The organism is Pelagerythrobacter sp. Soil_C_18 (genome assembly GCF_057657235.1).
The window spans coordinates 1,165,078-1,190,938 of sequence record NZ_JBDGIU010000001.1; the positions used below are offsets into that span (position 1 = coordinate 1,165,078).

At 69.3% G+C, this 25,861-nt stretch carries 26 protein-coding genes; 13 read left to right on the plus strand and 13 right to left on the minus strand.

The window, feature by feature from the left end; genetic code table 11:
* Positions 1-17 precede the first annotated feature (17 nt).
* From AC3A5N_RS05440 to AC3A5N_RS05450, 3 genes are read left to right on the plus strand one after another with little or no spacing between them, the layout of a single operon-like run.
* Entirely contained in the window at positions 18-1,022 is a 1,005-nt protein-coding gene (locus AC3A5N_RS05440; protein WP_487736275.1) for a ligase-associated DNA damage response exonuclease, read from the plus strand.
* A 15-nt stretch (positions 1,023-1,037) separates the two neighbouring features.
* Positions 1,038-2,639, plus strand: a complete 1,602-nt coding sequence (locus AC3A5N_RS05445; protein ID WP_487736276.1) for a cisplatin damage response ATP-dependent DNA ligase — start codon at positions 1,038-1,040, stop codon at positions 2,637-2,639.
* 34 nt (positions 2,640-2,673) lie between these two features.
* Complete coding sequence (locus tag AC3A5N_RS05450) at positions 2,674-3,312, plus strand: YoaK family protein (protein WP_487736277.1); 639 nt, start codon at positions 2,674-2,676, stop codon at positions 3,310-3,312.
* On the opposite strand, the gene AC3A5N_RS05455 is transcribed toward AC3A5N_RS05450, so the two are convergent.
* Genes AC3A5N_RS05455 through AC3A5N_RS05480 form a run of 6 tightly spaced genes read right to left on the minus strand, consistent with a single transcriptional unit; the run spans position 3,309 to position 7,937 of the window.
* A complete protein-coding gene (locus AC3A5N_RS05455; protein WP_487736278.1) occupies positions 3,309-3,602 on the minus strand; it encodes a DUF167 domain-containing protein in 294 nt (97 codons plus the stop codon). The two genes, AC3A5N_RS05450 and AC3A5N_RS05455, sit on opposite strands and share 4 nt — an antisense overlap.
* Positions 3,583-4,155 carry a gamma carbonic anhydrase family protein gene (locus AC3A5N_RS05460; protein ID WP_487736279.1) on the minus strand — a complete coding sequence of 191 codons (573 nt, stop codon included), beginning with the start codon at positions 4,153-4,155 and terminating at the stop codon, positions 3,583-3,585. The genes AC3A5N_RS05455 and AC3A5N_RS05460 overlap by 20 nt, the downstream gene beginning before the upstream one ends.
* Positions 4,152-4,712: a GNAT family N-acetyltransferase gene (locus tag AC3A5N_RS05465; protein WP_487736280.1), complete on the minus strand. Its 561-nt coding sequence runs from the start codon at positions 4,710-4,712 to the stop codon at positions 4,152-4,154. The genes AC3A5N_RS05460 and AC3A5N_RS05465 overlap by 4 nt, the downstream gene beginning before the upstream one ends.
* Entirely contained in the window at positions 4,705-5,265 is a 561-nt protein-coding gene (locus tag AC3A5N_RS05470; protein WP_487736281.1) for a GNAT family N-acetyltransferase, read from the minus strand. The genes AC3A5N_RS05465 and AC3A5N_RS05470 overlap by 8 nt, the downstream gene beginning before the upstream one ends.
* 2 nt (positions 5,266-5,267) lie before the next feature.
* On the minus strand, positions 5,268-6,263 hold the full coding sequence (gene hemB, locus AC3A5N_RS05475; RefSeq protein WP_487736282.1) for a porphobilinogen synthase: 996 nt from the start codon (positions 6,261-6,263) through the stop codon (positions 5,268-5,270).
* A 48-nt stretch (positions 6,264-6,311) separates the two neighbouring features.
* Positions 6,312-7,937, minus strand: a complete 1,626-nt coding sequence (locus tag AC3A5N_RS05480; protein WP_487736283.1) for a peptidoglycan DD-metalloendopeptidase family protein — start codon at positions 7,935-7,937, stop codon at positions 6,312-6,314.
* A gap of 271 nt (positions 7,938-8,208) precedes the next feature.
* Between AC3A5N_RS05480 and AC3A5N_RS05485 the strand changes: the two genes are divergently transcribed.
* From AC3A5N_RS05485 to AC3A5N_RS05510, 6 genes are all read left to right on the plus strand, one after another.
* Positions 8,209-10,629, plus strand: coding sequence for a helicase-related protein (locus AC3A5N_RS05485; protein ID WP_487736327.1), 2,421 nt, complete (start codon positions 8,209-8,211; stop codon positions 10,627-10,629).
* Positions 10,629-10,913, plus strand: coding sequence for an RNA-binding S4 domain-containing protein (locus tag AC3A5N_RS05490; protein WP_487736328.1), 285 nt, complete (start codon positions 10,629-10,631; stop codon positions 10,911-10,913). Before AC3A5N_RS05485 ends, AC3A5N_RS05490 begins: the two co-directional genes overlap by 1 nt.
* A gap of 34 nt (positions 10,914-10,947) precedes the next feature.
* Positions 10,948-11,286, plus strand: coding sequence for a ferredoxin FdxA (gene fdxA, locus AC3A5N_RS05495; protein ID WP_487736284.1), 339 nt, complete (start codon positions 10,948-10,950; stop codon positions 11,284-11,286).
* Positions 11,287-11,533: 247 nt separating this feature from the next.
* Complete coding sequence (locus AC3A5N_RS05500; protein ID WP_203107924.1) at positions 11,534-12,067, plus strand: CarD family transcriptional regulator; 534 nt, start codon at positions 11,534-11,536, stop codon at positions 12,065-12,067.
* Positions 12,068-12,205: 138 nt separating this feature from the next.
* Complete coding sequence (locus AC3A5N_RS05505) at positions 12,206-12,991, plus strand: head GIN domain-containing protein (RefSeq protein ID WP_487736285.1); 786 nt, start codon at positions 12,206-12,208, stop codon at positions 12,989-12,991.
* Positions 12,992-13,055: 64 nt separating this feature from the next.
* Entirely contained in the window at positions 13,056-13,391 is a 336-nt protein-coding gene (locus AC3A5N_RS05510) for a hypothetical protein (RefSeq protein WP_487736286.1), read from the plus strand.
* Between the two features lie 6 nt (positions 13,392-13,397).
* On the opposite strand, the gene AC3A5N_RS05515 is transcribed toward AC3A5N_RS05510, so the two are convergent.
* The gene (locus AC3A5N_RS05515; RefSeq protein ID WP_487736287.1) at positions 13,398-14,351 is read right to left on the minus strand and encodes an L-threonylcarbamoyladenylate synthase; all 954 of its coding nucleotides are present in this window, start codon (positions 14,349-14,351) and stop codon (positions 13,398-13,400) included.
* Positions 14,352-14,401: 50 nt separating this feature from the next.
* Between AC3A5N_RS05515 and AC3A5N_RS05520 the strand changes: the two genes are divergently transcribed.
* A complete protein-coding gene (locus AC3A5N_RS05520; protein WP_487736288.1) occupies positions 14,402-16,144 on the plus strand; it encodes an acyl-CoA dehydrogenase family protein in 1,743 nt (580 codons plus the stop codon).
* A complete protein-coding gene (locus AC3A5N_RS05525) occupies positions 16,141-16,983 on the plus strand; it encodes a DUF815 domain-containing protein (protein WP_487736289.1) in 843 nt (280 codons plus the stop codon). The genes AC3A5N_RS05520 and AC3A5N_RS05525 overlap by 4 nt, the downstream gene beginning before the upstream one ends.
* Before the next feature lie 4 nt (positions 16,984-16,987).
* On the opposite strand, the gene AC3A5N_RS05530 is transcribed toward AC3A5N_RS05525, so the two are convergent.
* Positions 16,988-18,445, minus strand: a complete 1,458-nt coding sequence (locus AC3A5N_RS05530; RefSeq protein ID WP_487736290.1) for a PQQ-dependent sugar dehydrogenase — start codon at positions 18,443-18,445, stop codon at positions 16,988-16,990.
* A 331-nt stretch (positions 18,446-18,776) separates the two neighbouring features.
* Between AC3A5N_RS05530 and AC3A5N_RS05535 the strand changes: the two genes are divergently transcribed.
* Both AC3A5N_RS05535 and AC3A5N_RS05540 read left to right on the plus strand, forming a co-directional pair.
* Positions 18,777-19,259: a GAF domain-containing protein gene (locus tag AC3A5N_RS05535; RefSeq protein WP_487736291.1), complete on the plus strand. Its 483-nt coding sequence runs from the start codon at positions 18,777-18,779 to the stop codon at positions 19,257-19,259.
* Positions 19,260-19,374: 115 nt separating this feature from the next.
* On the plus strand, positions 19,375-20,268 hold the full coding sequence (locus AC3A5N_RS05540) for a glycine zipper 2TM domain-containing protein (RefSeq protein ID WP_487736292.1): 894 nt from the start codon (positions 19,375-19,377) through the stop codon (positions 20,266-20,268).
* A 125-nt stretch (positions 20,269-20,393) separates the two neighbouring features.
* On the opposite strand, the gene AC3A5N_RS05545 is transcribed toward AC3A5N_RS05540, so the two are convergent.
* The 5 genes from AC3A5N_RS05545 to mnmE form a co-directional block, all read right to left on the minus strand.
* Positions 20,394-21,371, minus strand: coding sequence for a ParB/RepB/Spo0J family partition protein (locus AC3A5N_RS05545; protein WP_487736293.1), 978 nt, complete (start codon positions 21,369-21,371; stop codon positions 20,394-20,396).
* Positions 21,368-22,144, minus strand: a complete 777-nt coding sequence (locus AC3A5N_RS05550) for a ParA family protein (RefSeq protein WP_487736294.1) — start codon at positions 22,142-22,144, stop codon at positions 21,368-21,370. Before AC3A5N_RS05550 ends, AC3A5N_RS05545 begins: the two co-directional genes overlap by 4 nt.
* Positions 22,141-22,770 (minus strand): 16S rRNA (guanine(527)-N(7))-methyltransferase RsmG, encoded by a 630-nt coding sequence (gene rsmG, locus AC3A5N_RS05555; RefSeq protein ID WP_487736295.1) that lies wholly within the window; start codon positions 22,768-22,770, stop codon positions 22,141-22,143. Before rsmG ends, AC3A5N_RS05550 begins: the two co-directional genes overlap by 4 nt.
* Positions 22,767-24,629 (minus strand): tRNA uridine-5-carboxymethylaminomethyl(34) synthesis enzyme MnmG, encoded by a 1,863-nt coding sequence (gene mnmG, locus AC3A5N_RS05560; RefSeq protein ID WP_487736296.1) that lies wholly within the window; start codon positions 24,627-24,629, stop codon positions 22,767-22,769. The genes rsmG and mnmG overlap by 4 nt, the downstream gene beginning before the upstream one ends.
* A gap of 96 nt (positions 24,630-24,725) precedes the next feature.
* The coding region (gene mnmE, locus AC3A5N_RS05565) for a tRNA uridine-5-carboxymethylaminomethyl(34) synthesis GTPase MnmE (RefSeq protein WP_487736297.1) at positions 24,726-25,861 on the minus strand (1,136 nt) is incomplete at its 5' end.

A 25,861-nucleotide genomic window follows, 5' to 3' on the forward strand; every position in this document is an offset into this window, starting at 1 on the left:
CCGTCATTCTGAGTCGCATGGCGCAAGACTTCGCATGGATCCGGCCCGAGCCGCGCGGCATCCATGTCGTTCCCGCCGATTGCTGGATCGATCCCTCGGAGCCCGTGGGCCACGCGTTGGTGACGCACGGCCATGCGGATCACGCGCGCGGCGGGCATGGGCGGACGGTCGCCACGCCCGAGACGCTCGCGATCATGAAGTTGCGCTACGCGACTTCCGATGGCGCCCTGCCGGTGGGCTACGGCGAGACGATCCGCCTGCCGGGCGGCGTTGACGCGACGTTCGTTCCCGCCGGGCACGTGCTCGGGAGCGCGCAGATCCTGCTCGAGCACGCGGGCGAGCGGGTGGTGGTCACCGGCGACTACAAGCGCTGCCCCGATCCGACCTGCCCGCCGTTCGACGTGACCCCCTGCGACGTCTTCATCACCGAGGCGACCTTCGGCCTGCCGGTGTTCTGCCATCCACCCATCGAAGTCGAGATCGGCAAGCTGCTGGACCGCCTCGCCGCACACCCCGAGCGCTGCGTGCTGGTCGGCGCCTATGCTCTGGGCAAGGCGCAGCGGGTCATCGCGGAGCTGCGCCGCGCCGGCCATAGCCAGCCGATCTACGTCCATGGCGCGCTGGAGCGGATGTGCCGGCTCTACGAGGACTGGGGCGTCGATCTGGGCGAACTGCGCCTGGTTAGCGACGCGACGAAGGAGGACATGCGCGGGCACGTCATCGTCTGTCCACCCTCCGCGCTCAACGACCGCTGGAGCCGCCGCCTGCCCTCGGCCGTTACCGCCATGGCGTCAGGCTGGATGCGCGTGCGCCAGCGCGCCCGCCAGCGCAACGTCGAGCTGCCGCTGGTCATCTCCGACCACGCCGACTGGGGCGAGCTCACCCGCACGGTCGAGGAGGTCGACCCGCACGAGACCTGGATCACCCACGGCCGCGAGGAGGCGCTGCTGCGCTGGCACCAGCTCCACCAACGCCGCGCCCGCGCGCTGGCGCTGGTCGGGTACGAGGACGAGGATGACTGAGGGGCGCCAGGATTGATGGAGGCGTTCGCCGCCCTGATCGACGCGCTGGTCTACACGCGCAGCCGCAACGAGAAGCTGCAGTTGATCGCCGACTATCTGCAGGCAACGCCCGATCCCGACCGCGGGTGGGCGCTCGCCGCCTTGACCGGCGGGCTCGACTTCCCGGCAGTCAAGGCGAGCACCATCCGCAACCTGATGCATGAACGGGTCGACCCCGTCCTCTGGACCCTGAGCCGCGATTTCGTGGGCGATACCGCCGAGACCGCAAGCCTGCTGTGGCCGGCCGGCGAATCGCCGCCCGATCCGCCAAGCGTCTCGGAAGCGGTCGAGGCGCTCACCGCGATGACCCGCAGGAGCGTCCTCGCCGAACTGCCGGCCCTGCTCGATCGTCTCGACGCCTCCGGCCGTTTCGCACTGCTGAAGCTCGCCACCGGCGCGATGCGGATCGGGATTTCGGCCCGGCTCGCCAAGATCGCGTTCGCCCAGGCTTTCGATGTCGGCGTGGAGGAGGTCGAGGAGTACTGGCACGGCCTCGCCCCGCCCTACCGCGCGCTCTTCGCCTGGGCTGCCGAAGGAGCGCCGCCGCCGGATACCGGCAGCCTGCCCCTGTTCCGCCCGTTCATGCTCGCCCACCCGCTGGACGATACCATCGTCGATCTCGAGGACTACGTGGCCGAATGGAAGTGGGATGGCATCCGGGTCCAGCTCGTGCGCGTCGGCGGCGAGCAAGGGGAAACGCGCCTCTACTCGCGCTCGGGTGACGACATTTCCGGCACCTTTCCCGAATTCCTCGACGCCCTGCCCATGGACGCGGTGCTCGACGGCGAGCTGCTCGTGCGCGGGGTTCATCAGGGCGGAGAGAGAGGCGGCGCGGCGAGCTTCAACGCGCTGCAGCAGCGGCTCGGCCGCAAGACCGTGTCCAGGGCGATGCTCGCGGAGTTCCCCGCCTTCATCCGGCTCTATGACGTCATGATCCTCGAAGACGACGATCTGCGCGATTTGCCGTGGACGCAGCGCCGCGCCCGCCTCGAGGCCCTCATGCCGCGGCTGTCCGAGGATCGTTTCGACCTCAGCCCGGTGGTCGATGCCGAGCACTTCGACCACCTCACCGAGATCCGCGCGGGCGCGCGCGACGATGCGATCGAGGGGCTGATGCTCAAGCGCAAGGACAGCCCCTATATCGCCGGGCGCAAGACGGGGCTGTGGTACAAGTGGAAGCGCGATCCTTTGCTGGTCGACTGCGTGCTGATGTACGCCCAGCGCGGCAGCGGCAAGCGGTCCAGCTTCTATTCGGACTATACCTTCGGCTGCTGGGACGGCGATCCCGACGCGGGCGCCGATCTGCTGCCGGTGGGCAAGGCTTACTTCGGCTTCACCGACGAGGAACTGCGCAAGATCGACCGCTACGTCCGCACGCACACCGTCAACCGCTTCGGCCCCGTGCGGGAGACCGACAGGAGCCTGGTGTTCGAAGTCGCCTTCGACTCGGTCCACGCGAGCAAGCGCCACAAGTCCGGCCTCGCCATGCGCTTCCCGCGCATCCACCGCATCCGCTGGGACAAGCCCGCCCACGAAGCGGATCGCATCGACGCCCTGCGCGCGCTGGTGCGGGATTGAAATCTCGCCGGTCCCCCTGCAAGGCCGGCAGGCCATGCATCGCTACGATCTCCCGCGCCGCGCGCTCGCCTATGGCATAGCGGGGCTCGCCGGGTTCGTGGACGCAGCAGGCTTTCTCGCAGCCGGCGGCTATTTCGTGTCGTTCATGTCGGGGAACACCACCCGGCTCGGCGTCGAAGCTGCGGCCCGATCCCCGGCAGCATTGGTGCCGATCCTGCTGATCGTGTGCTTCGTGAGCGGCGTCGTGGCCGGCGCAGTGGTGGCGGAGCGCAGCGGAGCGCCGAAGCGATCGGTCCTCATGCTCTCGACCCTGCTGATCGCCGCGGGCGCGGTCAGCCATGCGCTGGGGCTGATCGCGCTGTTCGTGGGCGCCTCGGCGCTGGCTATGGGCGCAATCAACAACGCATTTCGCCGCGAAGGCGGGGTTGCCATCGGCGTGACCTACATGACGGGCGCGCTGGTGCGCTTCGGGCAGGGTCTGGCGGCGAGATTCATGGGCCGGCCGGCCCCCGGCGCCCTGGCGCATCTCCTGCTTTGGGCGAGCCTGGCCGCGGGCGCCGTGCTGGGTGCCTGGATTACGATCGCATTGCCCGCCCTTGCGCCATGGATACCGCTCGCGTGGGCGGCAGGACTGTGCCTCGCGGCCAGCCGGATCGAGCGCGCCCGTACCTAAAGTCGGTGCGCATCCGGCAGCTGGACCAGCTTTTCCCGCGAAGTCGCGCCGCGCAACAGTTGCAGCCGCGAGGCGCCGATCCCCAAAGCCTTGCCGAGCAGCGCCAGAACCGCGGCGTTGGCCGCGCCGTCGGTGGGTTTCGCGCGCACTTTCACCTGCACGCGGCCGTTCTCGATCGCCACGCTTTCGCTCCGCGCGCCCGGCGTGACCCGCAGGGCCAGCCGGCCATCTGCATCCGCGAGCGCGCGGATCGCGTGGGCCGGCGGAAAGTCAGCCTTGGGACGTGCCATCGAGCGCCGCGGCGTGCGCCTTCGCGTTCTCGACATAGTGCGCCACGCCTGCGCGCATCCCGGCAATCGCGGCATCGTCGAGGTCGCGCATCTTGCGCGCCGGCCGGCCGCCCCAGAGCTCGCGGGCGCCCATGACCTTGCCTTCGGTGAGCATGGCGCCTGCGGCGAGCATGGCGTCGGTACCGATCACCGCCTTGTTCATCGCGATCGCGCCGAGGCCGACGAAGCCGCGGTCCTCGATCGTGCAGCCGTGGACCATCGCCATGTGGCCGATCAGCGCGTCGTCGCCGATGATCAGCGGCGAGCCTTCGGGATCGCCTGGACGCTCGGGGTCGCAGTGGAGCACGCTCCCGTCCTGCACGTTCGTCCGCTGCCCGATGACGATCCGGCTGACATCGGCGCGCAGCACGCAGTTGTACCAGACCGAACTGTCCGCGCCGATCTCGACCTCGCCGATCAGCACGCAGCCCGGTGCAACGAAGGCGCTGTCGTGGATCTTCGGCGTGCGGCCGTGGATCGGGATGATCCGGACTCCGGGACGGGCTGCGCTCATGCCTTGTGCTCCTGCCATTGCTCGGCGGTGAGACTGTAGAGGATCGTCCGCCGATCCTCCGGCGGATAGGCGGGATCGTCGAAATCGAGATCGCGCCGGCGGACCATGCCGAGCTTTTCCATCAGCTTCCAGCTTCCGATGTTGGCTTCGCTGGTCAGCGCGACGACATGCGGCGCGCCGACCCGGCCGAAAGCCCAGTCGAGCACCGTGTGCATCGCCTCCTCCGCATAGCCGCGCCGCCAGCGATCCTCGCGCACCAGCCAGCCCACCTCGTGATCGCCCTGATTTTTCGCCAGCGGGTTGTCGACCCGCTTGATGCCGCAGTGCCCGACCATCTCGCCGGTCGCCTTCTCGATCATGAACAGGAAGCTGAAGCCCTCCTGCGCATAGAGCGCCATGCTCTTGGCATGCTTCGCTTCGATCTCATGCAGTTCCTTGACGCCGCCGAGCCGCGCCATGACCGCAGGCGTGTTGAGCAGGCGATGCTGGAGGGCGGCGTCGCCCTCCTCGATCGTGCGCAGGACCAGCCGCTCGGTCTCGGCGACGATGTCAGCCATCGCGGCCGTCCCATGCGGCGCGATCGATCGAATAGACGATCGTGTCGCGCCACGGCGGGTCGTAGCGTTCGTCGGGATAGTCGAGTTCCTCGCGCCGGCGCATGCCGAGGCGGCGCATCAGGCCCCAGCTCTCCGCGTTGCCATCGACCGTGAGCGCGACGACCTCCTCGGCACCGAAGCGCTCGAAGGCGAGGTCGAGCGCGGCGGTCGCGGCTTCCCTGGCATAGCCCTGCCCCCAGGCGTCCTCGCGCAGGCGCCAGCCGATCTCGACCGCTCCGGCCACCGTCGATCCCGGCGCGTCGGCGCGCTTCAGCCCGCAGAAGCCGAGCAGCGCCCCGTCTGCCTTGCGCTCGACCACCCAGAAGCAGAACCCGTTGCGCCGGGCGCTGCCTTCGACCCGCTCGCGCTGTGCGGCCATGCCCGCCTCGTCGAGCTCGCCGCCGAGCCAGCGCATGACCGCGGGCGTGTTGGTGTGGCGGAAGAACTCGGCCCAGTCCTCCTCGCGCCAGTCGCGCAGGATGAGCCGATCGGTTTCGTGCCGGAATTCAGTCATGTCTATGCCCCCAGCAGCCGGGCGGCGTGCGCCGCGTGATAGGTCAGCACGCCGCTGCATCCAGCGCGCTTGAAGGCGATGAGCGTTTCGAGCACGAGCGCGTCGCGGTCCCCCGCGCCCGCAGCAGCCGCGGCCTCGATCATCGCGTATTCTCCGCTCACCTGGTAGGCGAAGACGGGCACTTCGAACCGCTCCTTCACCCGGCGGACGATGTCGAGGTAGGGAAGTCCCGGCTTGACCATGACGCTGTCTGCCCCTTCGGCGAGATCGAGCGCCACTTCGCGTAAGGCTTCCTCGCCGTTCGCCGGGTCCATCTGGTAGGACCTCTTGTCGCCCCTGAGCAGGCCGCCCGAACCCACCGCGTCGCGGAACGGCCCGTAGAAGGCGCTCGCATATTTCGCCGCGTAGCTCATGATCTGGACGTTGTGGTGCCCCCCCATTTCGAGCGCCATGCGGATCGCCGTCACCCGCCCGTCCATCATGTCCGAAGGCGCGATGACGTCGGCCCCCGCCTGGGCCTGGTTGAGCGCCTGGTCCACCAGAACCGCGACCGTGTCGTCGTTCACCACGTAGCCGGCGGAATCGAGCAGCCCGTCCTGACCATGGCTGGTGTAGGGATCGAGCGCCACGTCGGTCAGGACGCCGATGTCGTTGCCGCAGGCGTCCTTGATCGCCTTGATCGCGCGGCACATCAGGTTGTCGGGACCGAGCGCCTCGGCCCCGTCGTCGGAGCGGCGGCCGGGCTGGGTGTTGGGGAACAGCGCCAGGCACGGGATGCCGAGCTGGACGGCCTCCTTCGCACGGGCGGCGATGCCATCGACGGACCAGCGCGAGACGCCGGGCAGGCTGGCGACCGGCTCCTCCACCCCCTCGCCGTCGGTGACGAACAGAGGCCAGATCAGGTCGGCCGGCGTCAGCACGCTCTCGCGGTACAGCGCGCGGCTCCAGGTGCTCGCACGCGCGCGGCGCATCCGCAGGTTGGGATAGGAGGCGGTCATGCCAGCCTGTTGCCGCAAAGCCGCGTCCGGTTCAATCGGCAGCAGCCGTCATCCCACGCGCTTGGGCGTCTCGAGCTTGTCGATCTCGCGCACCGGCTCGGAAGCGGCGGCTTCGGTTGCGGTCGGCGCGAGATCGCCCAGGGCGGCACCGGCCTCAACGGTCTTGAGATTGGCCAGCGCGGCACGGAAACGGCGCAGCTCGGCACCCGAAAGCTGCGCACGGGTGACGAAGTCGACCGAGGCGGGGTTCACCGCGCGGCCGCCGCGATACATCTCGTAATGCAGGTGCGGTCCGGTCGAGAGGCCGGTCGACCCGACATAGCCGATCACCTGCCCGCGGCGCACGCTCTGGCCGCTGCGCACGGCGATGCGGCTCATGTGGCAATAGCGCGTGGCGAGCCCGCCGCCGTGGCTGAGCTTCACCGCCTTGCCGCAGCCGCCCGCGCGCCCGGCGCTGGCGACGCGGCCGTCGGTCACCGCGACGATCGGCGTGCCGTAGCCGGCGCGAAAATCCATGCCGGCGTGCATGCGCTTGTAGCCGAGGATCGGATGGCGGCGCATGCCGAAACTGGAGGAGATCCGCCCGGGCACCGGCGCGACGAGGCCGCTGCGCTGTTCGCCCACGCCCGACGCTTCGTAGAACCGGCCCTCCTCGCCCCACCGCATGAGCTGGGTCTGCGGCTCCCCGCCGCGCTCGATCCCGGCGTAGAGCAGTTGCCCGGCCTGGCGCTCGCCGGTGGCGGCGCGGCGGTACTGCACGATCATGTCGAACGTGTCGTTCGAGCGCACCGCACGGTCGAGATCGACCTGCTCGTTGAGCGCCTTCAGGTACTGTTGCACCGCGCTGGCCGGCGCGCCCGCAGCGCGCATCGAGCGGTAGAGGCTGCTGCCGACGGTGCCGCGGATGCGCAGCGGCGTGTCGTCGACGCGGATCGGCTTGCGCGTGAGCGACAGATTCCCCGCCGCGTCGCGGGTGACGGCCAGCGCAAGATCGAAGCGGGCGCGGAACTCGAGCGCGTCGAGCGGACGCGCCTCCCCGGGCTGCGGGCGGCGGCCGAGCATGATGTCGACCTGCGTTCCGGGCTCGATCGCCTCCAGCGGAACCGAGCCGGAAACGAGCTCGGCGACTCTCTCCGCATCGGCCGTGCCGACGCCGGCGCGGCGCAGCATGCGCTCGAAGCTGTCGCCCCGCGCCAGAGTGGCGAGCAATGCGATCCGGGGGCGTTCGGGCGCCGACTTGAGCGGTACGACCACCGCCGTCGCGCCCATGCGCCGCCCACTATCGGACCCGAGCGCGAGCGGCATGATCATCTGGCTGCGGAATTCGTCGCGCGCCGGATCGTCCAGCCGCATCACGGGCGCGGCCTCCACCGGCGCGAAATCGGGCCACATCGTGAGCGCGAGCGCGGAGAGGCCGATCAGGGTGCCGAGCCCGCGGAACCAGCGGCGGCTGCCGATCGCCTCGGCCAGGTCCGGCGCGAGATCCATCCTCCCGAAAGCTTCGGACACGCCCGCGCGCCAGGCGTCGAATCGCTCGGGAAAGCGCCGGGCGCGCTGGATCACCTGCGGCTGCGGATCGGCAACGATCTGGGAGTGCGAAAGCGTGGCCGGGCGCCAGAGGTCGCCGCCCGACTCGGCGGTGACGTGACCGTCGCCGAAACCCTGCTTGTACACCGCGCCTCCTCCACAGGTCGCGATGCATGGTCTCGCGACCCGACCCGAGCGTGCTCTATGCCGCAATCCCTGCCCGATTAAAGTAAAGACCGCATTAAGCTGCGGCGGACCGAGTCGTTCGCGCGGCAGCCTGCGGGAACTCCGCCGCACGGCGCCGGCGCGGGTTGCCGCGCGCCCTCCCCGATGCCACATTCACGGGGTGACCGATGGTACCATCAAGGCGGTCCTCGGACCCACCAACACCGGCAAGACCCATCTGGCGATCGAGCGGATGTGTGCCCATTCATCGGGCGCGATCGGCTTTCCCCTGCGCCTGCTCGCGCGCGAGGTCTACGACCGGGTGGTCGCGATCAAGGGGGAGAGCCAGGTCGCCCTGATCACCGGCGAGGAACGGGTCGAGCCGGCAAGCGCGCGCTATTTCTGCTGCACTGCCGAGGCCATGCCGCGGACCGGCGGCGGCCATGCGTTCGTCGCGCTCGACGAGGCGCAGCTTTCCGCCGACCGCGAGCGCGGGCACGTCTTCACCGATCGCCTCCTCCATGCCCGCGGACGGGAGGAGACCATGCTGCTCGGCGCTGCGACGCTGGAACCGGTCGTCCGTTCGCTGATCCCGCGCGCCGAGATCATCGAACGCCCGCGCTTCTCCACGCTGACCCATGCCGGCGCGCGCAAGCTCTCGCGCCTGCCTCCGCGAAGCGCAATCGTCGCCTTTTCGGTGGAGCAGGTCTACGCCGTCGCCGAAATGCTGCGGCGCTTCCGCGGCGGAGCGGCGGTGGTCATGGGCGCGCTGAGCCCCGAGACGCGCAACAAGCAGGTTGCGATGTTCCAGTCGGGCGAGGTCGACTACATCGTCGCGACCGACGCGATCGGCATGGGCCTGAACCTTGACGTCACCCATGTCGCCTTCGCCTCACTGACCAAGTTCGACGGCGTGCGCCAGCGGCGGCTGGCACCTGCGGAGATGGCGCAGATCGCCGGACGCGCCGGACGGCACCAGAAGGACGGGACATTCGGCACGCTCGCCGCCGGCAAGGGTCCGGTCCCCGAGTTCACCGACGAAGAGGTCTATGCGATCGAGGAGCATCGCTTCGCGCCGCTGACCAAGCTGTTCTGGCGCGAGGCCGAACCGCGCTTCGACAGCCTTCGCACGCTCATCGGCGATCTCGAGGCCTCGCCGGCCGAGCCCGAGCTCGTGTCCGCGCCCGAGGCGATCGATCTCGCGGTTCTCAAGCGGCTGGCGGACGAGCCGATCGCCGGTGACGTCAAGGGTGCGGGGCTGGTGCGGCGGTTCTGGGAAGCCTGCTCGCTGCCCGACTTCCGCCAACTCGGCCCCGACGTCCACGCTCGGTTCGTCGCACGGCTGTGGCAGGATCTGGCGCAAGGGCACCTCGGCGCCGACTATGTCGCCGCGCGCATCGCGGAGCTCGACCGCGTGCAGGGCGACATCGACACGCTGCAGGGACGGATCGCGGCGATTCGCAGCTGGGCCTATATCTGCCAGCGGCCCGACTGGGTCCTGGCGCGCGACGAGATGGCCGCGCGCGCAAGAGCAGTGGAAGCAAGGCTGTCGGATGCGCTACACGCACGGCTGACCGAACGTTTCGTCAACCGGAGGACCACGATCCTGATGAAGAGCCTGGGCACCGATCCTGCGCTGTTGCCCGTCACCCTGGCGGAAGACGGCGCGCTGCTGGTGGAGGACGAGCCGATCGGCCATGTCGAGGGCTTCCGCTTCAAGGTCGACCACACGGCCAGCCACGGCGATCGCAAGATGCTGCTGGCCGCGGGCGAGAAGGCCCTGCCGCGCATCCTGTCGGACCGCGCCGAGGCGCTGATCGCCTCGCAGATGGAAGGCGCGGAGCTGATGGGCGGCGCGATCCGCTGGCAGGGGCAGGAGCTGGCGCGGCTGGAGCCGGGCCCGGACGCCGTCCACCCGCGCGTCGTGCCCGCGCGCGAGCTCCACGCCCTGCCCGAAGCCGCGCGCGAGCGGCTGGTGCAGGCCCTCGCGGCCTGGCTCGCCGCGGCGCTGGCGCCACTCGAGCCGCTCGCCCGGCTGGAGGAAGCGGCCAAGAACCCCGAGGCGGGGTCGCAGGCCCGCGCGCTGCTGCTAGGTCTGATCGGCGGACACGGGTTCGTCGCCCGCGAGAAAGCCGGGATCGAGCACCTGCCGAAGGACATGCGCCCGTTCCTGCGCCGCCTCGGCGTCACGTTCGGCGCGCTCGACGTCTTCGCTCCTGCCCTGCTCAAGCCCGCGCCCCGTGCGCTGCTGCATGCGCTCGATTACGACCGGCGGCCGCTGCAGGAAGCGATGCAGCCGGTCATCGACGGCGGAAAGGCGCTGCTCCCCGCCGGCTACCGCCCGGCGGGCCGGCAGGCGGTGCGTGTCGACATGGTCGAGAAGATCCTGCGCGCCGCCCATCAGACACGCGGCGAGGCGAAAACGCGGCGCTTCGTGCTCGATCAGGCACTGGCGGTCTCCACCGGACTGGCGCCCGAGAACTGGCACCGGCTGCTCGGCGCCGCGGGCTTCCGCCGTCTCCCCGCGCGTAAGCTGGCCGAAGGCGCGTTCGGCCCGGCCGCGCCGGACCTGTGGGAATGGCGCCCCTCGCGCCGGCGGCCGGCGGAGCGCGAGCCCGACAGGAAGCCGCCCGCAAACGGGGCCTTTGCCGCACTGGCGGACCTCGTTCGGTGATGCGGATCGACCGGCTGCTGTGCCACTTGCGCTTCGTGAAGACGCGCGCGCGGGCACAGACGCTGGTCGAAGCGGGGCACGTGCGGCGCAACGGCCAGCGGGTCATGCGCGCGAGCCAGCCGGTCGCACCCGGCGACGTGCTCACCTTTCCGATCGGAAAGGCGGTGCGCGTGATCGAACTGCTGGAACTGCCCACGCGCCGCGGCCCCGCGTGCGAAGCGCAGGCCTGCTATCGCGCGCTTGACCCGGAGGGGCAAACCGCCATAGCAGCGGCTAAACCGTGAACCAGGGCCCAGCCCGCAAAGGAAGCGCTTCCCAATGACCTATGTCGTCACCGACGCCTGCATCAAGTGCAAGTACACCGATTGCGTCGAGGTCTGCCCGGTCGATTGTTTCTACGAGGGCGAGAACATGCTGGTCATCAACCCCAGCGAATGCATCGACTGCGGCGTGTGCGAGCCCGAGTGCCCGGCCGAAGCTATCCTGCCCGACACCGAGAACGGCCTCGAACAGTGGCTCGAGCTGAACACGAAGTACTCCGCCGAATGGCCGAACATCACGAGCCAGAAGGAGCCGCCCGCCGACGCCGACGAGCACAAGGGCGAGGACGGCAAGTTCGAGAAGTACTTCACGCCGGAGCCCGGCGAAGGCGACTGACAAGCCGGTCCGAAGCGGCGCCCGGCGACCCGATTGGGACCTCTACACTGCGGACTCGCAATTTTGTTGCTGTTATGCTATATAATGCAACAACTGCATCGGTCGTGACCGGTCGCAGGCGTGACAGCAGAAAGGTCCGGACCACTCGCGACAGGACAATCGACCTTTCGACCGCGCCCGATACGGCGCGGCGCGAAGACGATTTGACTTCTGCCTCCCGGGGCCCGACCGCAGAAAGGACTTTTGCATGGCTAGTAAGGCTCCCGCCTTCGATGTCGGCGACTACGTCGTCTATCCCAAGCACGGCGTCGGTCGTGTCATTGAGCTGCAGAACGAAGAAATCGCCGGGATGCAGCTCGAACTCTACGTGCTCCGCTTCGAAAAGGAGCGGATGACGCTCCGCGTTCCCACGAACAAGGTCGAGGCGATCGGCATGCGCAAGCTGTCGAGCGACAAGACGCTGAAGGAAGCGATGGAAACCCTCAAGGGCAAGCCGAAGGTCAAGCGCACGATGTGGAGCCGCCGGGCGCAGGAATACGAAGCGAAGATCAATTCGGGTGACCTCGTCTCGATCGCCGAGGTGACGCGCGACCTGTTCCGCCCCGAGGATCAGCCCGAGCAGTCCTATTCCGAACGGCAGATCTTCGAGGCGGCCTCGAGCCGCCTGGCGCGCGAACTGGCGGCCATGGAGAAGACCGACGAGCCGGCTGCGCTCGAGAAGATCCTCAATGTCCTGCGCGAACATGCGCCGCAGTACTACGAGAATGCCGAAGAGGCCTGATTTCGACCAAGCGTCGTGTCCGACCGACGAAAGGCCGCCCAACGGGCGGCCTTTTTCGTATCCCGGTTGAACGCACGATGCTGCTGTATTATATCGGCAACACGGGCTGGGTCCATTTCGGCACGAGGAAGGGTTCACATGCTGCAGAAGATTCTCAAGGGGGTAGCCCCGGTTGTCGCGCTGATGATGGCCACTGGCTGTAACGGAAGCATCAACATCAACGGCTCCGACGGCGTTCCGCTCTCGGAACTCGATCTGACTGGCAAGAGCCCGACCGAAGTGGTCGCGGCCGGGCCCGACAGCGTGATCGTGACGCGCGGCGAGACCCTCGCCATCGACGTCAGCGGCGACCGGGACGCGGTCGACGCGCTGCGCTTCACGCTCGACGACGAAGCGCTGGGCATCATGCGCGAAAACGAGAACTGGAGCAGCACCGACGGCCGCGCGACGGTGCGCGTCACTTTGCCCCGACTGGAGAAGCTGGTCGTCGCGGGCTCCGGCACCGTCGAGGCGGACGTGATCGACGGAAATGCCGAAGTGACCATCGCCGGCAGCGGATCGGCGCACACCGCGCAGGTCGACGCCGAGGTGCTCGAAGTGAACATCGCCGGATCGGGCACTTATCGCGCGGGCGGGCGGGCGACGACGCTCGAGCTCAACATCGCCGGGTCGGGCGAAGCCGAGATGGAACAGCTCAAGGTCGACAGTGCCGACATCACCATCGCCGGGTCGGGCGATGCGGCGTTCGCCTCCGACGGAACGGTCGAAGCTTCGATCATGGGTTCGGGCGACGTGTCGGTGACCGGCTCGGCCACCTGCACGATCAACTCGATGGGCTCGGGCACGCTCAAGTGCACCCCGGCCGCCGCCGGCGCGAGCGGCAATGCCGCGGCAGAGGCGACCCCGACGCCCGAAGCGGAATAAATTCGCACGCGTTCATCGCCGCGACGCTCTTGACAGGCTATGCTGCGCGCAGGAGGAGTTTCCCATGCGCGGCATAGTCTTGGCTTCTATCGTTCTCCCCGGTGCGCTCATGCTCGGCGGCTGCCTTGCCAAGGCCGCGGTCGGCGTGGTCACGGCGCCGGTGAGAGTCGCCAGCGGAGCGGTCGACCTCGCCACCACGAGCCAATCCGAAGCGGATGAAAAGCGCGGGCGCGAACTGCGTCAGCGCGAGGCGCAGCTCGGCCGGCTCGAGCGCCGCTATGCGGATGAGATGCGCGATTGCAGCGACGGCGACCGCCGCGCCTGCGACAAGGCACGGCAGACGTACGGCGAGATCCAGGTCATGCTGCCCAGCATTCCGGCCGCCCCCGAGCCGCGCTAGCCCGGCTCAGGCCGCCGCGCGGCGCAGCCGGTCGTTGATCGCGACGCCGATACCCGCTTCCGGCACCGCCGCGACCGCGACGCGCGGCAGATCGGACCGCGCCGCCTCGTGCAGACAGGCGTAGAGCCGCGCGGCGGCTTCGGCGAGATCACCCGATGGCGACAAGGTGCAGTGCCCCGCAACGTCGCCGAAACCGATCATGAACTCGTCCGCTTCGGCGGCGGCGGCGTGGAGGCGAACCGGCTTTCCCGGGGCGTAATGGCTTGCGAGCTGGCCCGGCGCCTCGATCGCGTCGCCCGCACCGCCGCTCTCGCGCGGCCCGTCGAACAGCCGCCAGTGGAGCGCATCGAGATCCACCGGTCCGGGGCGCAGCTCGTCCCAGCGCCCATCCTCGCGAATGGCGAGAATCGTCGATTCGACCCCCTCCTCGCACGGGCCCGCATCGAGAACGAGGTCGATCCGCCCGTCGAGCGAAGCGGAGACGTGTTCCGCCCGCGTCGGGCTGATGAAGCCGCTGCGGTTCGCCGAGGGCGCGGCGAGCGGGAAATCGCAGGCGGCGAGCAATGCCCGCATGACTGGATGCGCGGGCGCGCGCAGGGCCACCGTCGGCAAGCCGGCAGTGACCGCCGCCGCCAGGCTCGCGTCCTCACGCCGGGGCAGAACCAGCGTCAGCGGCCCCGGCCAGACGGTCCGGGCGAGACGGTCCGCATCGCCCGCCAGCCGCGCGTACTGCGCGGCCTGCATGGCATCGCGGACGTGCACGATCAGCGGATTGAAGCTCGGCCGGCCCTTGGCCTGGTAGATGCGCGCCGCGGCCTCGTCGCTGTCGGCCCGCGCGGCGAGGCCGTAGACGGTCTCCGTCGGCACCGCGACCAGTCCGCCGCCGGCGAGAATTCTCGCTGCGCGAGCGATTCCTTTCGCATCTGCAAAAACTGTTTCGGTCGTGTTCTTGCCGCCCATACGCGCGCGCTATATGCGCATCGGCGCAAAGCCAAGGGGAACCGCACGACGTGACCTATTCGCCCGCCACCCAGGACCAGCTGCTCGCCATCCGCGTCAATGCGGGAATCGCCGACCTCGCCGCGTCCGAACGCTTTGCCGCGGCCGAACCCGACATGGTGGAGGCGATCGTCGAAGGCATCGGCGCATTCGCGGCAGGCGAATGGGCGCCGCTGAACCGCGCGGGCGACCTGGAAGGCGCGACGCTCGAGAACGGCGTGGTGCGCCTGCCGGACGGGTTCGCCGAGGCCTATGCCGACTATGTCGCGCAGGGCTGGAACGCGATCGCCGGCCCGGCGGAGTTCGGCGGCCAGGGCCTGCCCTTCACGCTCGCCTGCAACGTGCTCGAGAACCTCGGCACCGCGAATATGGCGTTCAGCCTGCTGCCGATGCTCTCGGTCGGCGCGATCGAGGCGCTCGATCATCACGGCAGCGAGGCGCAGAAGGCGCTCTACCTGCCGAAGCTGGTCAGCGGCCAGTGGTCGGGCACGATGAACCTCACCGAGCCGCAGGCGGGCAGCGACCTCGGCGCGCTGCGCACGACCGCGACCCCGATCGAGAGCGGAGAGCACGCCGGCAAGTACCGGATCGCCGGGCAGAAGATCTTCATCACCTTCGGCGAGCACGATCTGGCGGAGAACATCGTCCATCTCGTTCTCGCGCGCCTGCCCGACGCGCCCGAGGGCAGCCGCGGAATCTCGCTGTTCCTCGTGCCCAAGTATCACGTGAACGACGACGGCTCGCTCGGTCCGAAGAACGACGTGGGGTGCGTCAGCCTCGAGCACAAGCTCGGCATCAATGCCTCGCCCACATGCGTAATGAGCTACGGCGACAACGGGGAATGCATCGGCGAACTCGTCGGCGCGGAGAACCGCGGGCTGATGGCGATGTTCACGATGATGAACAACGCGCGGATCAACGTCGGCAACCAGGGCGTGCAGATCGGCGAGCGAGCGACGCAGGCTGCGCTCGCCTATGCGCGCGAACGCGTGCAATCGGCGCGCGCCGGATCGCCCGACAGGATGCCGGTCGCGATCGTCGAGCACCCCGATGTGCGCCGCATGCTGCTGCGGATGAAGGCGCTGACCGAAGGCGCGCGCGCACTCCTCTACTACACCGCGGGGCAGGTCGACCGCGGCACGCTGGGCGACGAGGCCGCCGATCGGCGCGGCGACGTGCTCGTGCCGCTGATCAAGGCCTGGGGAACCGACGTGGGCGTCGAAGCGGCCAGCCTCGGCGTACAGATCCACGGCGGCATGGGCTTCATCGAGGAGACGGGCGCGGCGCAGCATTACCGCGACGCGCGTATCGCCCCGATCTACGAAGGCACCAACGGCATTCAGGCCGCCGACCTTGTGACGCGCAAGCTGGGGCTCGAGAACGGCGCGGTGTTCGCCGCATTGATGGCGGATATCGCGCGCGATGCTGCGGGCGGCGAGCCGGCCCTCGCCGCGCTCGCGAGCGACTGCACCGCGATCGGCGAATGGATGCGCGACACTGCTTCGCTGGACGACCGGCTCGCCGGCAGCGTGCCTTTCTGCACGATGTCCGCCGTCGCAGTCGCCGGGTGGCAGTTGCTGCGGCAGCTCCGCGCCGTCGAGAGTGGCGAAGCGCCGGGCGTCGCCGCTGCCAAGCGCGCCAGTGTGCGCTTCTTCCTCGACCGGATCGTTCCCGAGGCCGCCGGTCTCAAGGCATCGGCCATGGCGGGCGCAGAGCCGCTCTACGCGCTCACGAGCGAGCAACTCGCGGGATGACGCGCGCGACTTCGCCCGATCAAGGCGATCCTCTGGCGCGCATCGCCGACGCGCTGGAGAGGCTCGCGGGGGACGCCGCACCGGCAACCGACTGGCAGGCAGCGCCCGCCTACGTGTGGGACGGGCACGCGGCGCGCCCCGTCGGCGCGATCGACGCCCCGCCGCTCGCGCTGCTCCGGGGCATCGACGCCCAGCGCGACACCGTCGCGGCCAATGTCGCGCGGATCGCCCGGGGCCACGCCGCGCACGACATGCTGCTGTGGGGCGCGCGTGGCATGGGCAAATCGGCGCTGGTGCGGGCCTCGGTCGTCGCGGCGCAGGCCGCGGTGCCCGGCGGACTGGCGCTGGTGCAGGTCGCGGCGGATGCCCTGCCCTCGCTCCCGCGCCTGTTTGCGCAGCTCCGCGGGGCCGCGCGCAATTTCCTCGTCTATATCGACGATCTCGGTTTCGGCGAGGAGGACTCGGCCGGACCGCGTCACTTGCGGAGCTGGCTCGAAGGCGGCGTCGAAGCGCGGCCGGCAAACGTGCGGCTCGCCGTCACCTCCAACCGCCGCGCGATCGTGCCGCGGCATTCGCGCGAGCAGGACGATCCGCTGAACCCGCGCGACGCGGTCGACGACACGCTCGCGCTCGCCGACCGGTTCGGCCTTTCGATCGGCTTCCACAACTGCACGCAGGACGACTACCTCGCCATCATCCGCGGCTATGCGGACGCCTATGGCCTCGACTGGAGCGAGGCCGACGCGCTCGAATGGGCACGGCGGCGCGGTGCGCGCTCGGGACGCACCGCGTGGCACTATGTGAACGAGCTTGCCGGACGCGCCGGACGCGCGATCTGAGCCCCTACTGGATCACGTCCTCGCGCGCATAGTCGTCGCCGAAGGTGGCCGTGCTGCCTCCCAGCTCGCGCTGCGGGGGCAACGAAGCGCCCTGCACGCGCTCGATCGCCGGCAGGGGCTGCGCGCCGGGAGCGATCACGCGCCAGATAATGCCCGCGGTGTCGTCGCTGACCAGCAGCGCGCCGTCGCCGGCCCATTCGACCCAGGTCGGACGGCCGCGCGTGGTGCCCTCGCCCGTCAGGAAACCGGTCAGCACCGGGACCGGCTTGCCGAGCGGATTGCCGCGGTCGTCGAAAGCGACATAGACCACGTCGTACCCGGCAGGCGGCTTGCGGTTCCATGACCCGTGGCGCGCGACGAAGGCGCCCTGACCGAAACGCGGCCCCATCCGCGCGCCTTCTTCGCTGAAGACCAGGCCGAGCGCCGCGACGTGCGGGCCGAGCGCATATTCGGGGCGCCGGGCATATTCGATGAGGAACGCCGGCATCGGCGCTTCCACCCGCCGGTCGATATTGTTCTTCCAGTAGACCCAGGGCCAGCCGTACTGCGCGCCGATCGGCACGTTGGTCAGGTAGTCGGGCACGAGATCCGAGCCGAGCATGTCGCGCTCGTTGACCGTGGTCCAGAGTTCGCCGCTCCACGGGCTCCAGTCGAGGCCGTTGGGATTGCGCAGGCCGGTTGCGAAGATCCGCTGCCGGTCGTCCTCGAGGTCGTATTCCCAGATCGCGGCCCGGCCCTCTTCCAGCTCCATGCCCTTCTCGCCGATGTTGGAAGCCGATCCGACCGCGACGTAGATATGGGCGCCCTCCGGATCGATGGCGATGTTGCGCATCCAGTGGTTTCCGCCGGCGGGCAGGTCCATCAGCTTGCGCGGCTCGGCGGTGATTTGCGTCGCGCCGAGTTCGTAGGGGAAGGCGAGCAGCGCGTCGTGGTTCGCGACGTAGAGCGTGCCGTCGGCCCAGGCGATGCCCGATGGGGATTCGAGATCGTCGGTCAGCACGAAACGCTGCTCGGCGCCGCCGTTGCCGTCGGTATCGCGCAACAGCACGAGCGTGTCGGGCGATTCGCCCCTCGCCCCGGCGCGCGACATCAGCAGGCCGGCGACCCAGTCGGTAAACCCGCCTTCGTCGTTATCGCTCTTGGGCGCGCGGGTCAGGGTCACCAGGACGTCGCCGTTGGGCAGCGTGTAGATGACGCGCGGATGCTCAAGCCCTTCGGCGAAGCGCGTGACGGTAAGCCCTTCGGCCGCGCGCGGCGCCTCGTCGGGCGCCCAACCGACCGGCTTGGCGATGCGGACCGTCGGGATCGTCTGGGAATCGGGTTCCGCCAGCGTGGGATCCGCGCCGGTGACCTCGGCCACCGTAAGCTCGGCCTCGTCGCCCCTGACGAGCCAGGCGGCCGCGAAGATGAGGACGAGAATCAGGAGGAGGACCCAGATCAGGATCTTGCGCTTGGTGCTCATGAGCGGGAGGATTACGCGCTGGAGGCCTTTGCGGCAATGGCGCAGCGGTCTAGGGTCCGTACTTAACTGGAGCAAGGATCGTGATTGCCCATGGAGGTCCGCCGACAAGGAGCGTAGCGCAGACGCGTAGCAGCGCTACGCGCAAGCAAGCGACGCTGCTCGGCGGACCTCCACGGGCAACCGCTGCGCGGCGGGCGGCTTTTGACGCCAAGCGGCGTTGCGCGTCGGTCACGATGAAGCGTCATCGCTCCCTCCTTGCTCCTGGCCTGGCGCCAAAATCCGCTTCGTCACGACCTTGCTCCAGTTAAGTACGGACCCTAGAGGGCGTGCCATGTACGATTTCGCTTCCGACCCCGCCCTCCCCAAGCCTGAGCTTTACCGCCAGCTCTGTGCAGCCGCCGACGCGCTGACCGCCGGCGAGCGCGACGGCATCGCCAACATGGCCAACGTCGCGGCCCTGATCTGGGAGTTCGTGCCGCGCCTCAACTGGTCGGGCTTCTACCGGATGGTCGAGGACGAGCTCGTCCTAGGGCCGTTCGCCGGCCGGCCCGCCTGCATCCGCATTCCGCTGGACCGGGGCGTGTGCGGCGCGGCGGCGCGAACGGGCCAGACGCAGCTGGTGGAGGACGTGCACGCCTTTCCCGGCCATATCGCCTGCGATGCCGCCAGCCGTTCCGAACTGGTCGTGCCCGTGTTCCGCGGCGGCGCGGTGATCGCGGTGATCGATCTCGACAGTCCCGAACCGGCGCGCTTCGACCGGGAGGATGCGGACGGTCTGGAAGCGCTAGCTGCGATCCTCTCCGACCGGATCTGACCCGCGGCGCCCCGTTTCGGGACATCGCGCGCAGGCACGTGTGCCTCTGCGGGTTGCAATGGTAGATTTTTCGTTAACGCCGGGAATCGACTCGGCCTAACGAAGGGGATCGACCATGACCGCCCGTCACCTGACCCTGCTCGGCGCCGCGGTAGGCGCGATCGGCGCCGCATCTCCGGCGATGGCACAGCAGCCCGAGACGCCGTACGAATACGCATACCCGCTGCCGCCCGGCGAAGTCCTCTACGAGCAGGCGCCTGTGGTCCAGCCGCTTCCGGCGCCGGCGCAGCCGTCCCCGCCGCCGGCCGAAGCCTATCACGAGCCGGAGTATTCCGGCGATCCTGCGTACGGCGAGTACGCCGACCGTTACGAGTACGGGCGCAGCGGGCCGGTCTATCACGAAGCCCCGCCGCCGCCGGCGGCCTATTATCCTGCGCCGCCCGCGCCCCCGGCTCATTTCGACGCCGAGGCATGGCTGGCGGACTGCCGGGCGCGCTACCGCGCCGGCGAGGGCCGGGAAGAAGGCGGTGTCGCCGGAGGACTGCTCGGCGCGGCCGTGGGCGGGCTGATCGGCAATCGCGTCGCCGACGGCGAGCGCCTAGCGGGCACGCTGATCGGCGCGGGAGTCGGCGGCCTGGCCGGACTTGCCATCGGAACTGCGATCGGCGCGGCCGTCGATCGCGACCGGGCGGAGGATTATTGCGAGGCCATGCTGGAGCGCTATCCGCACAGCTACGCGCACACGCCGGTGCCGGCCTACCCGGCCCCTGCCCCTTATGGCTACGGCTACCCGGGCTATTACGGCCATGGCTGCGCTTGCACCCCCGCGGTGACCTACATGCCCGTCCTGATGGCCGTGCCGCAGCGCGCCGTCGTGCGCGAGTATGTGACCGAGGAATGGGTCGAAGCCGAACCGCGCGTCGAACGGCAGGTGCCGACCAAGCGCCGCGTGATCCGCACGCCCGCGCCAAGTTCCGACAAGCGGATCAAGTACACCAAGACCAGATGACTTGGGGCGAAGCCGCATTCTTTGCGGCTTCGTAGGGGGAGGCGGCGGCCGCGGAGCCACCCGGTCGCCGCCTTTACTTGAGATATCAGGTACTTACTTTTATATATCAGGTACTTAGCTGATATCTAGATATCGCCGCCGGTCAGCCGCTGGCAGATCAGATCGAGCTGATCGAGGGTCCGGTAGCGGATCGTCACCGCACCGGACCGCGGATCGGCATCGGTCTTGATCCGCACGCCCAGTCCGAGAAACTCTTCCAGGTGGGCCTGAACCGCGGCAATGTCCGCATCCTTCGCCGGGTCGCGCGAGCTGCGCGCCTTGCGGCGCGGTTCGCCCGCGGCGGGTTGCGCGGCCAGCTTTTCGATCTGACGGACCGAGAGCTTCTGGGCCACCGCGCGCTTCGCCAGTTCGACCGCGGCATCGTTTCCGATCAGCGCCCGCGCATGGCCCATCGACAGCGCGCCCTCCTCGACCAGGTCGAGCACTTCGTCGGGCAGATTGAGCAGACGCTGGAGATTCGCGACGTGGCTGCGCGACTTGTCGACCAGTTGCGCAATCTCGCTCTGGGTCATGCCCTGCCGGTCGGCCAGCGCCTGATAGGCGCGCGCCTCCTCCACCGGATTGAGATCCTCGCGCTGGATGTTCTCGATCAGCGCGAGCGCCATGACCTCGGTTTCGTCGAGCTCGCGCACGATCGCGGGGATCTCGTGCAGCCGCGCCTTCTGCGCCGCGCGCCAGCGCCGCTCCCCGGCCACGAGCTGATAGCGCCCGCTACCGAGCGGACGAACGATCACGGGCTGTATCACGCCGCGCTGGGCGATCGACGCGGCGAGTTCCTCGAGCGCCGCCTCGTCGAAGCGGCGGCGCGGCTGCCCGGGCAGCGGCTCGATCGCCGAGGTCGCGATGGAGGCCAAGCCCGAGCGCGGTGAAGCACTTGATTTTCCGGCATTTTCCGCCGAGCCGCCGGTATCGTTACGGACCAGCGGTTCTTCGCGCTGGGTTTCGCCCAGGAGCGCGCCCAGCCCCCTGCCGAGCTTCCGCTTGCGGTCGGTCGCGCTGCGAACGGGCGCCGAGGCGGGGGTCGGTTCGGTGGAGTTGCTCATGCGGCTTTCCTCTTCTCGGGAATGCGCCCGATCAGTTCACGTGCAAGCGCGATATAGGCGCGGCTGCCGGCGCAGGCGTGATCGTAGACGAGCGCGGGAAGACCATGGCTCGGCGCCTCCGACAGGCGCACGTTGCGCGGGATGACCGCCTCGAACACCAGCTTGCCCAGGCAATCGCGCACGTCGTCGGCAACCTGGTCGGTCAGCCGATTGCGGCGATCGAACATGGTCAGGACGATGCCGATGATGCCGAGGTCGGGATTGAAGCGCTGCTGCACCCGCTCGACCGTCTGCAGGAGCTGGCTCAGCCCTTCGAGCGCGAAGAACTCGCACTGAAGCGGAACCAGCAGGGTATCGGCCGCGCCAAGCGCGTTGAGCGTGAGCAGGCCGAGCGACGGGGGGCAATCGATGAAGCATATGTCGTGCGCATGGTGGTTCGCAAGCGCCCGCTGGAGCCGGCCCGTGCGGTCCTCGACCGACACGAGCTCCACCTCGGCGCCGCTCAGGTCGACCGTTGCGGGAACGATGTCGAGGCCGGGAATGGCCGTCGGATGGATGCATTCGGCGAGCGGAGCCTCGTCGACCAGAATGTCGTAGCTGGAGCCCTCCCGGTCGGAGCTCGCGATTCCCAGCCCGGTCGAGGCATTGCCCTGCGGATCGAGATCGACCAGCAGCGTCTTCCACCCGATGGCCGCCATCGCCGTCGCGATGTTGATTGCGGTCGTCGTCTTGCCGACTCCGCCCTTCTGATTCGCGATGGCGATGGTGATCATGCTTTTGTTCTCCCGGCCAGCTTACCGACGATAATGCCCGATGCGGAGTCCGTGCGCGATTGTTCCACGTGAAACAGTGCGCGCTGCCGTTTGGGCAGCTCCTGCAATTCTTGCGCCGCCGAGCGCCCCTTGGGCAACAGCCAGAGGGTTTCGCTTGTGGAAAATCGTGCGGATAGCGCGAGGATACGTTCGAGCGGCGCGAAGGCCCGCGCCGAGATCACGCCCCCAGGGGCGCTGTCTGCGTTCTCGAGTCGTGTCCCTTCGATCCGGCAGTGTTCGAGCGCAAGCTCGTCCCGCATACGCTCAAGCCACTCGATTCGCTTCCGGCGCGATTCAACGAGAACCACGGGCCACTCGGGCCGCATCGCTGCGACGACCAGGCCCGGCAGCCCCGCCCCCGAGCCAAGGTCGAGCCACGTTCCTGTTTCACGTGGAACATATTCGAGAAGCTGCGCCGAATCCGCGATATGCCGCTGCCACACCGCTGGGAGGGTCGCGCGTGCGACGAGGTTCTGCCGCTCGTTCTCTTCGGCGAGTGCGCGGATCAGCCGGATCAGCCGGTCCATCGCGACCGGATCGCACAGCCCGGCTACATACGCGCGCGCCTGATCCTCGGTTGCAATCACGCGGCTTCTTGCCGCGCATCACGGCGGCGCGCATGGACGAGCACCGCCGAGAGCGCCGCCGGCGTAATCCCCGGGACTCGCCCCGCTGCCGAAAGCGTCTCGGGCTGCGCGGTCGTCAGCCGCTCCACCATCTCGTTGGAGAGGCCCGGTACGTCCCCATAGGGGAAACCCGCACCAAGCCGGACGGTCTCGCTGGCACGCAGGTCACGCAGCTCCGCCTCCTGCCGCTCGAGGTAGGGCGCGTAGATCGCGTCCTCGGCAAGCTCCAACGCGATCTCCTCAGCCGGGTCGAAACCCCGGCCGAGCCACGGCGCCAGTCCCGCAAGATCGACGCCGTTGTAGCGCAGCCATTCATCCAACCGACGGATGCCGGAATCGCGCCGGATCGGCAGCCCCGCCTGCTCCAGCTCCGATGCGGGCACTTCCCTCGCCAGCCGCACGCCCCACTCGGCACGTCGCTGCTCGCGCGAATCGAACCAGTGCCGGCGATCGTCGCCGACGCAGCCGGCCACGATCGCCAGCGGCGTCAGGCGCGTCGAAGCATTGTTGGCCCGCAGCCGCAGGCGATACTCGGCGCGCGCGGTCAACATGCGATAGGGCTCGCTGACTCCTTGCAGAGTCAGATCATCGACCATGACCGCAATGTAGGAGTTGGCGCGATCGAGCGCCGCCGGCTCCCGGCCCAGCACCGTGGCAGCCGCATGCATTCCGGCGACCAGCCCCTGCGCCGCGGCTTCCTCGTAGCCGGTCGTGCCGTTGATCTGCCCCGCGCAATAGAGCCCGCCGATCGCACGCAGTTCGAGCGCCGGTGTGAGCGCGCGCGGATCGATGTGATCGTATTCGACGGCATAACCCGGCACGACCATGTCGACGGCCTCGAGCCCTTCCATGCTTCTGAGTATGGCGAGCTGGACGTCGACCGGAAGCGAGGTGCTGACGCCGTTGGGGTAGACGAGGTGCGTGTCCAGCCCCTCGGGTTCGAGAAACACCTGGTGCCCCTCGCGGTCGCCGAAGCGGTGGATCTTGTCCTCGATCGACGGGCAATAGCGCGGCCCCTGCGCATCGATCGCGCCGGTGAACAGCGGCGACCGGTCGAGCCCCGCGCGGATGATGTCGTGGCTGCGCGCGTTGGTGCGGGTGATGGCGCAGAAGACCTGCGGGTTCGCGCGTCGCGGGTTCACGGCGGACATGGTCCAGGTCCCGTCGTCGGACGGTTGCTCGGCCAGCCGCGCCCAATCGATCGTCCGCCCGTCGAGCCGCGGCGGCGTGCCGGTCTTGAGCCGCGCCATCGGCAGGTTCGCCTCGCGAAGCTGCGCCGCGAGGACATGCGCGGCGTTCTCGCCGATCCGTCCGCCTTCGAACCGTTCCTCGCCGCGGAACAGTCGGCCGCCGAGGAAAGTGCCGGTGCAGAGGATCACTGCCTGCGCTTCGATGCGTGCGCCGTCGGCGAGCGTGAGGCCCTTCGTCCGGCCGCCGTCCAGAATCAGGGCGGCCGCCTCCCCCGCGATCACGTCGAGATTCGCCTGCTCAGCCAGCGCATGCTGGACGGCGGCTTTGAACAGCTTGCGGTCGGCCTGGACTCGCGGGCCCCAGACGGCGCTGCCTTTCGACATGTTGAGCATGCGGTAGTGGATCGCCGCAGCGTCGGCCGCACGGCCGATCACGCCGTCGAAGGCGTCGACCTCGCGCACGAGGTGGCCCTTCCCCAACCCGCCGATCGCCGGGTTGCAGCTCATCGCCCCGACCGTTTCGGGATCGAATGTCACCAGTCCGACGCGCGCACCCATCCGTGCGGCGACGGCTGCCGCTTCGACCCCGGCGTGCCCGCCGCCGATGACGAGGATATCGTAGGAGCGCATGGCACGCGCGATAGGCGATCTCGTGCAGGCGGTCAAAGCGCTCGCGCTAGAGCGAACGCCGGATCGGGCCGGAACGGCGATGTTCCACGTGAAACATCACTTGCCGATGCAGAAGCGCCCGAACAGCGCGTCGAGCATGTGCTCGGTCGACGCCCGCCCGGTCAGGCGGTCGAAGGCACTGCGGGCGAGACGCAGGTGCTCGGCAGCTATCAACGGATCGCCGACTGCGCCGATTCCGGCGAGCGCTCCCCGCGCCCCCTCAAGCAGGGCGGACTGCCGCTCGGTCAGCGCGACATCTCCCGGCGCGGGCATCGCGTCCCGCGCACGGGCCATCAGGCGCTCGCGCAAACGGTCCAGGTTGAACCCGGTCCTCGCCGAAAGCGCGAGCGCACCCTCGCCTTTCGTCCGGCGAGCCTCGTCGTCCGCCTTCGCGTCGATCTCCCAGGCGCCCACCGGCCCCTGCCCTTCCTCGCCGAGCCAGAGCACGAGATCGGCGCGCGCGAGCTGCTCCTGCGCCCGGGCAATGCCGATCTTCTCGATATCGTCGCCGCTCTCGTCATCGCGCAGCCCCGCCGTGTCGACGAAAACGAAGGGAATCCCGGCGATCGCGACCGAACGTTCGAGTACGTCGCGCGTCGTTCCGGCGATGGGCGACGTTATCGCCGCTTCGTTCTCCAGCAAAGCGTTGAAAAGGGTAGATTTTCCTGCATTCGGCGGACCGGCGAGGACAACCCGGTACCCCTCGCGCAGCACGGTCGCGCGCGGGCGGGAGAGCCATTGGTCGAGTTCGTCGCCGAGCCGCACCCCGTCTTCCGCAAACGACGCCGGCAAGTCCGCCGCGTCCTCCTCGTCCGAGAAGTCCAGCACCGCCTCCACCTGCGCAGAAAGCGCGAGCACCCGGTCGCGCCATTCACCGACCTGCTGCGACAGCGCGCCCCCGGCCAGCGCCATGGCCGAGCGCCGCTGCAGCTCCGTCTCCGCTTCGAGCAGGCCCGCCAGCCCCTCGGCTTCGGCGAGGTCAATCCGGCCATTGGCGAAGGCGCGGCGGGTGAACTCGCCGGGCGTCGCGGCACGCAGGCCGGGCAGGTCCGCCAGCGCGCGCTCGACCGCGCTCACCACGGCCCGTCCGCCGTGCAGGTGAAGCTCGGCCAGGTCCTCGCCCGTCGCGGTCCCCGGCCCCGGCAGCCAGAGCACCAGCGCCCGGTCGAGCACTTCGCCCTCGCCGCCGCGCA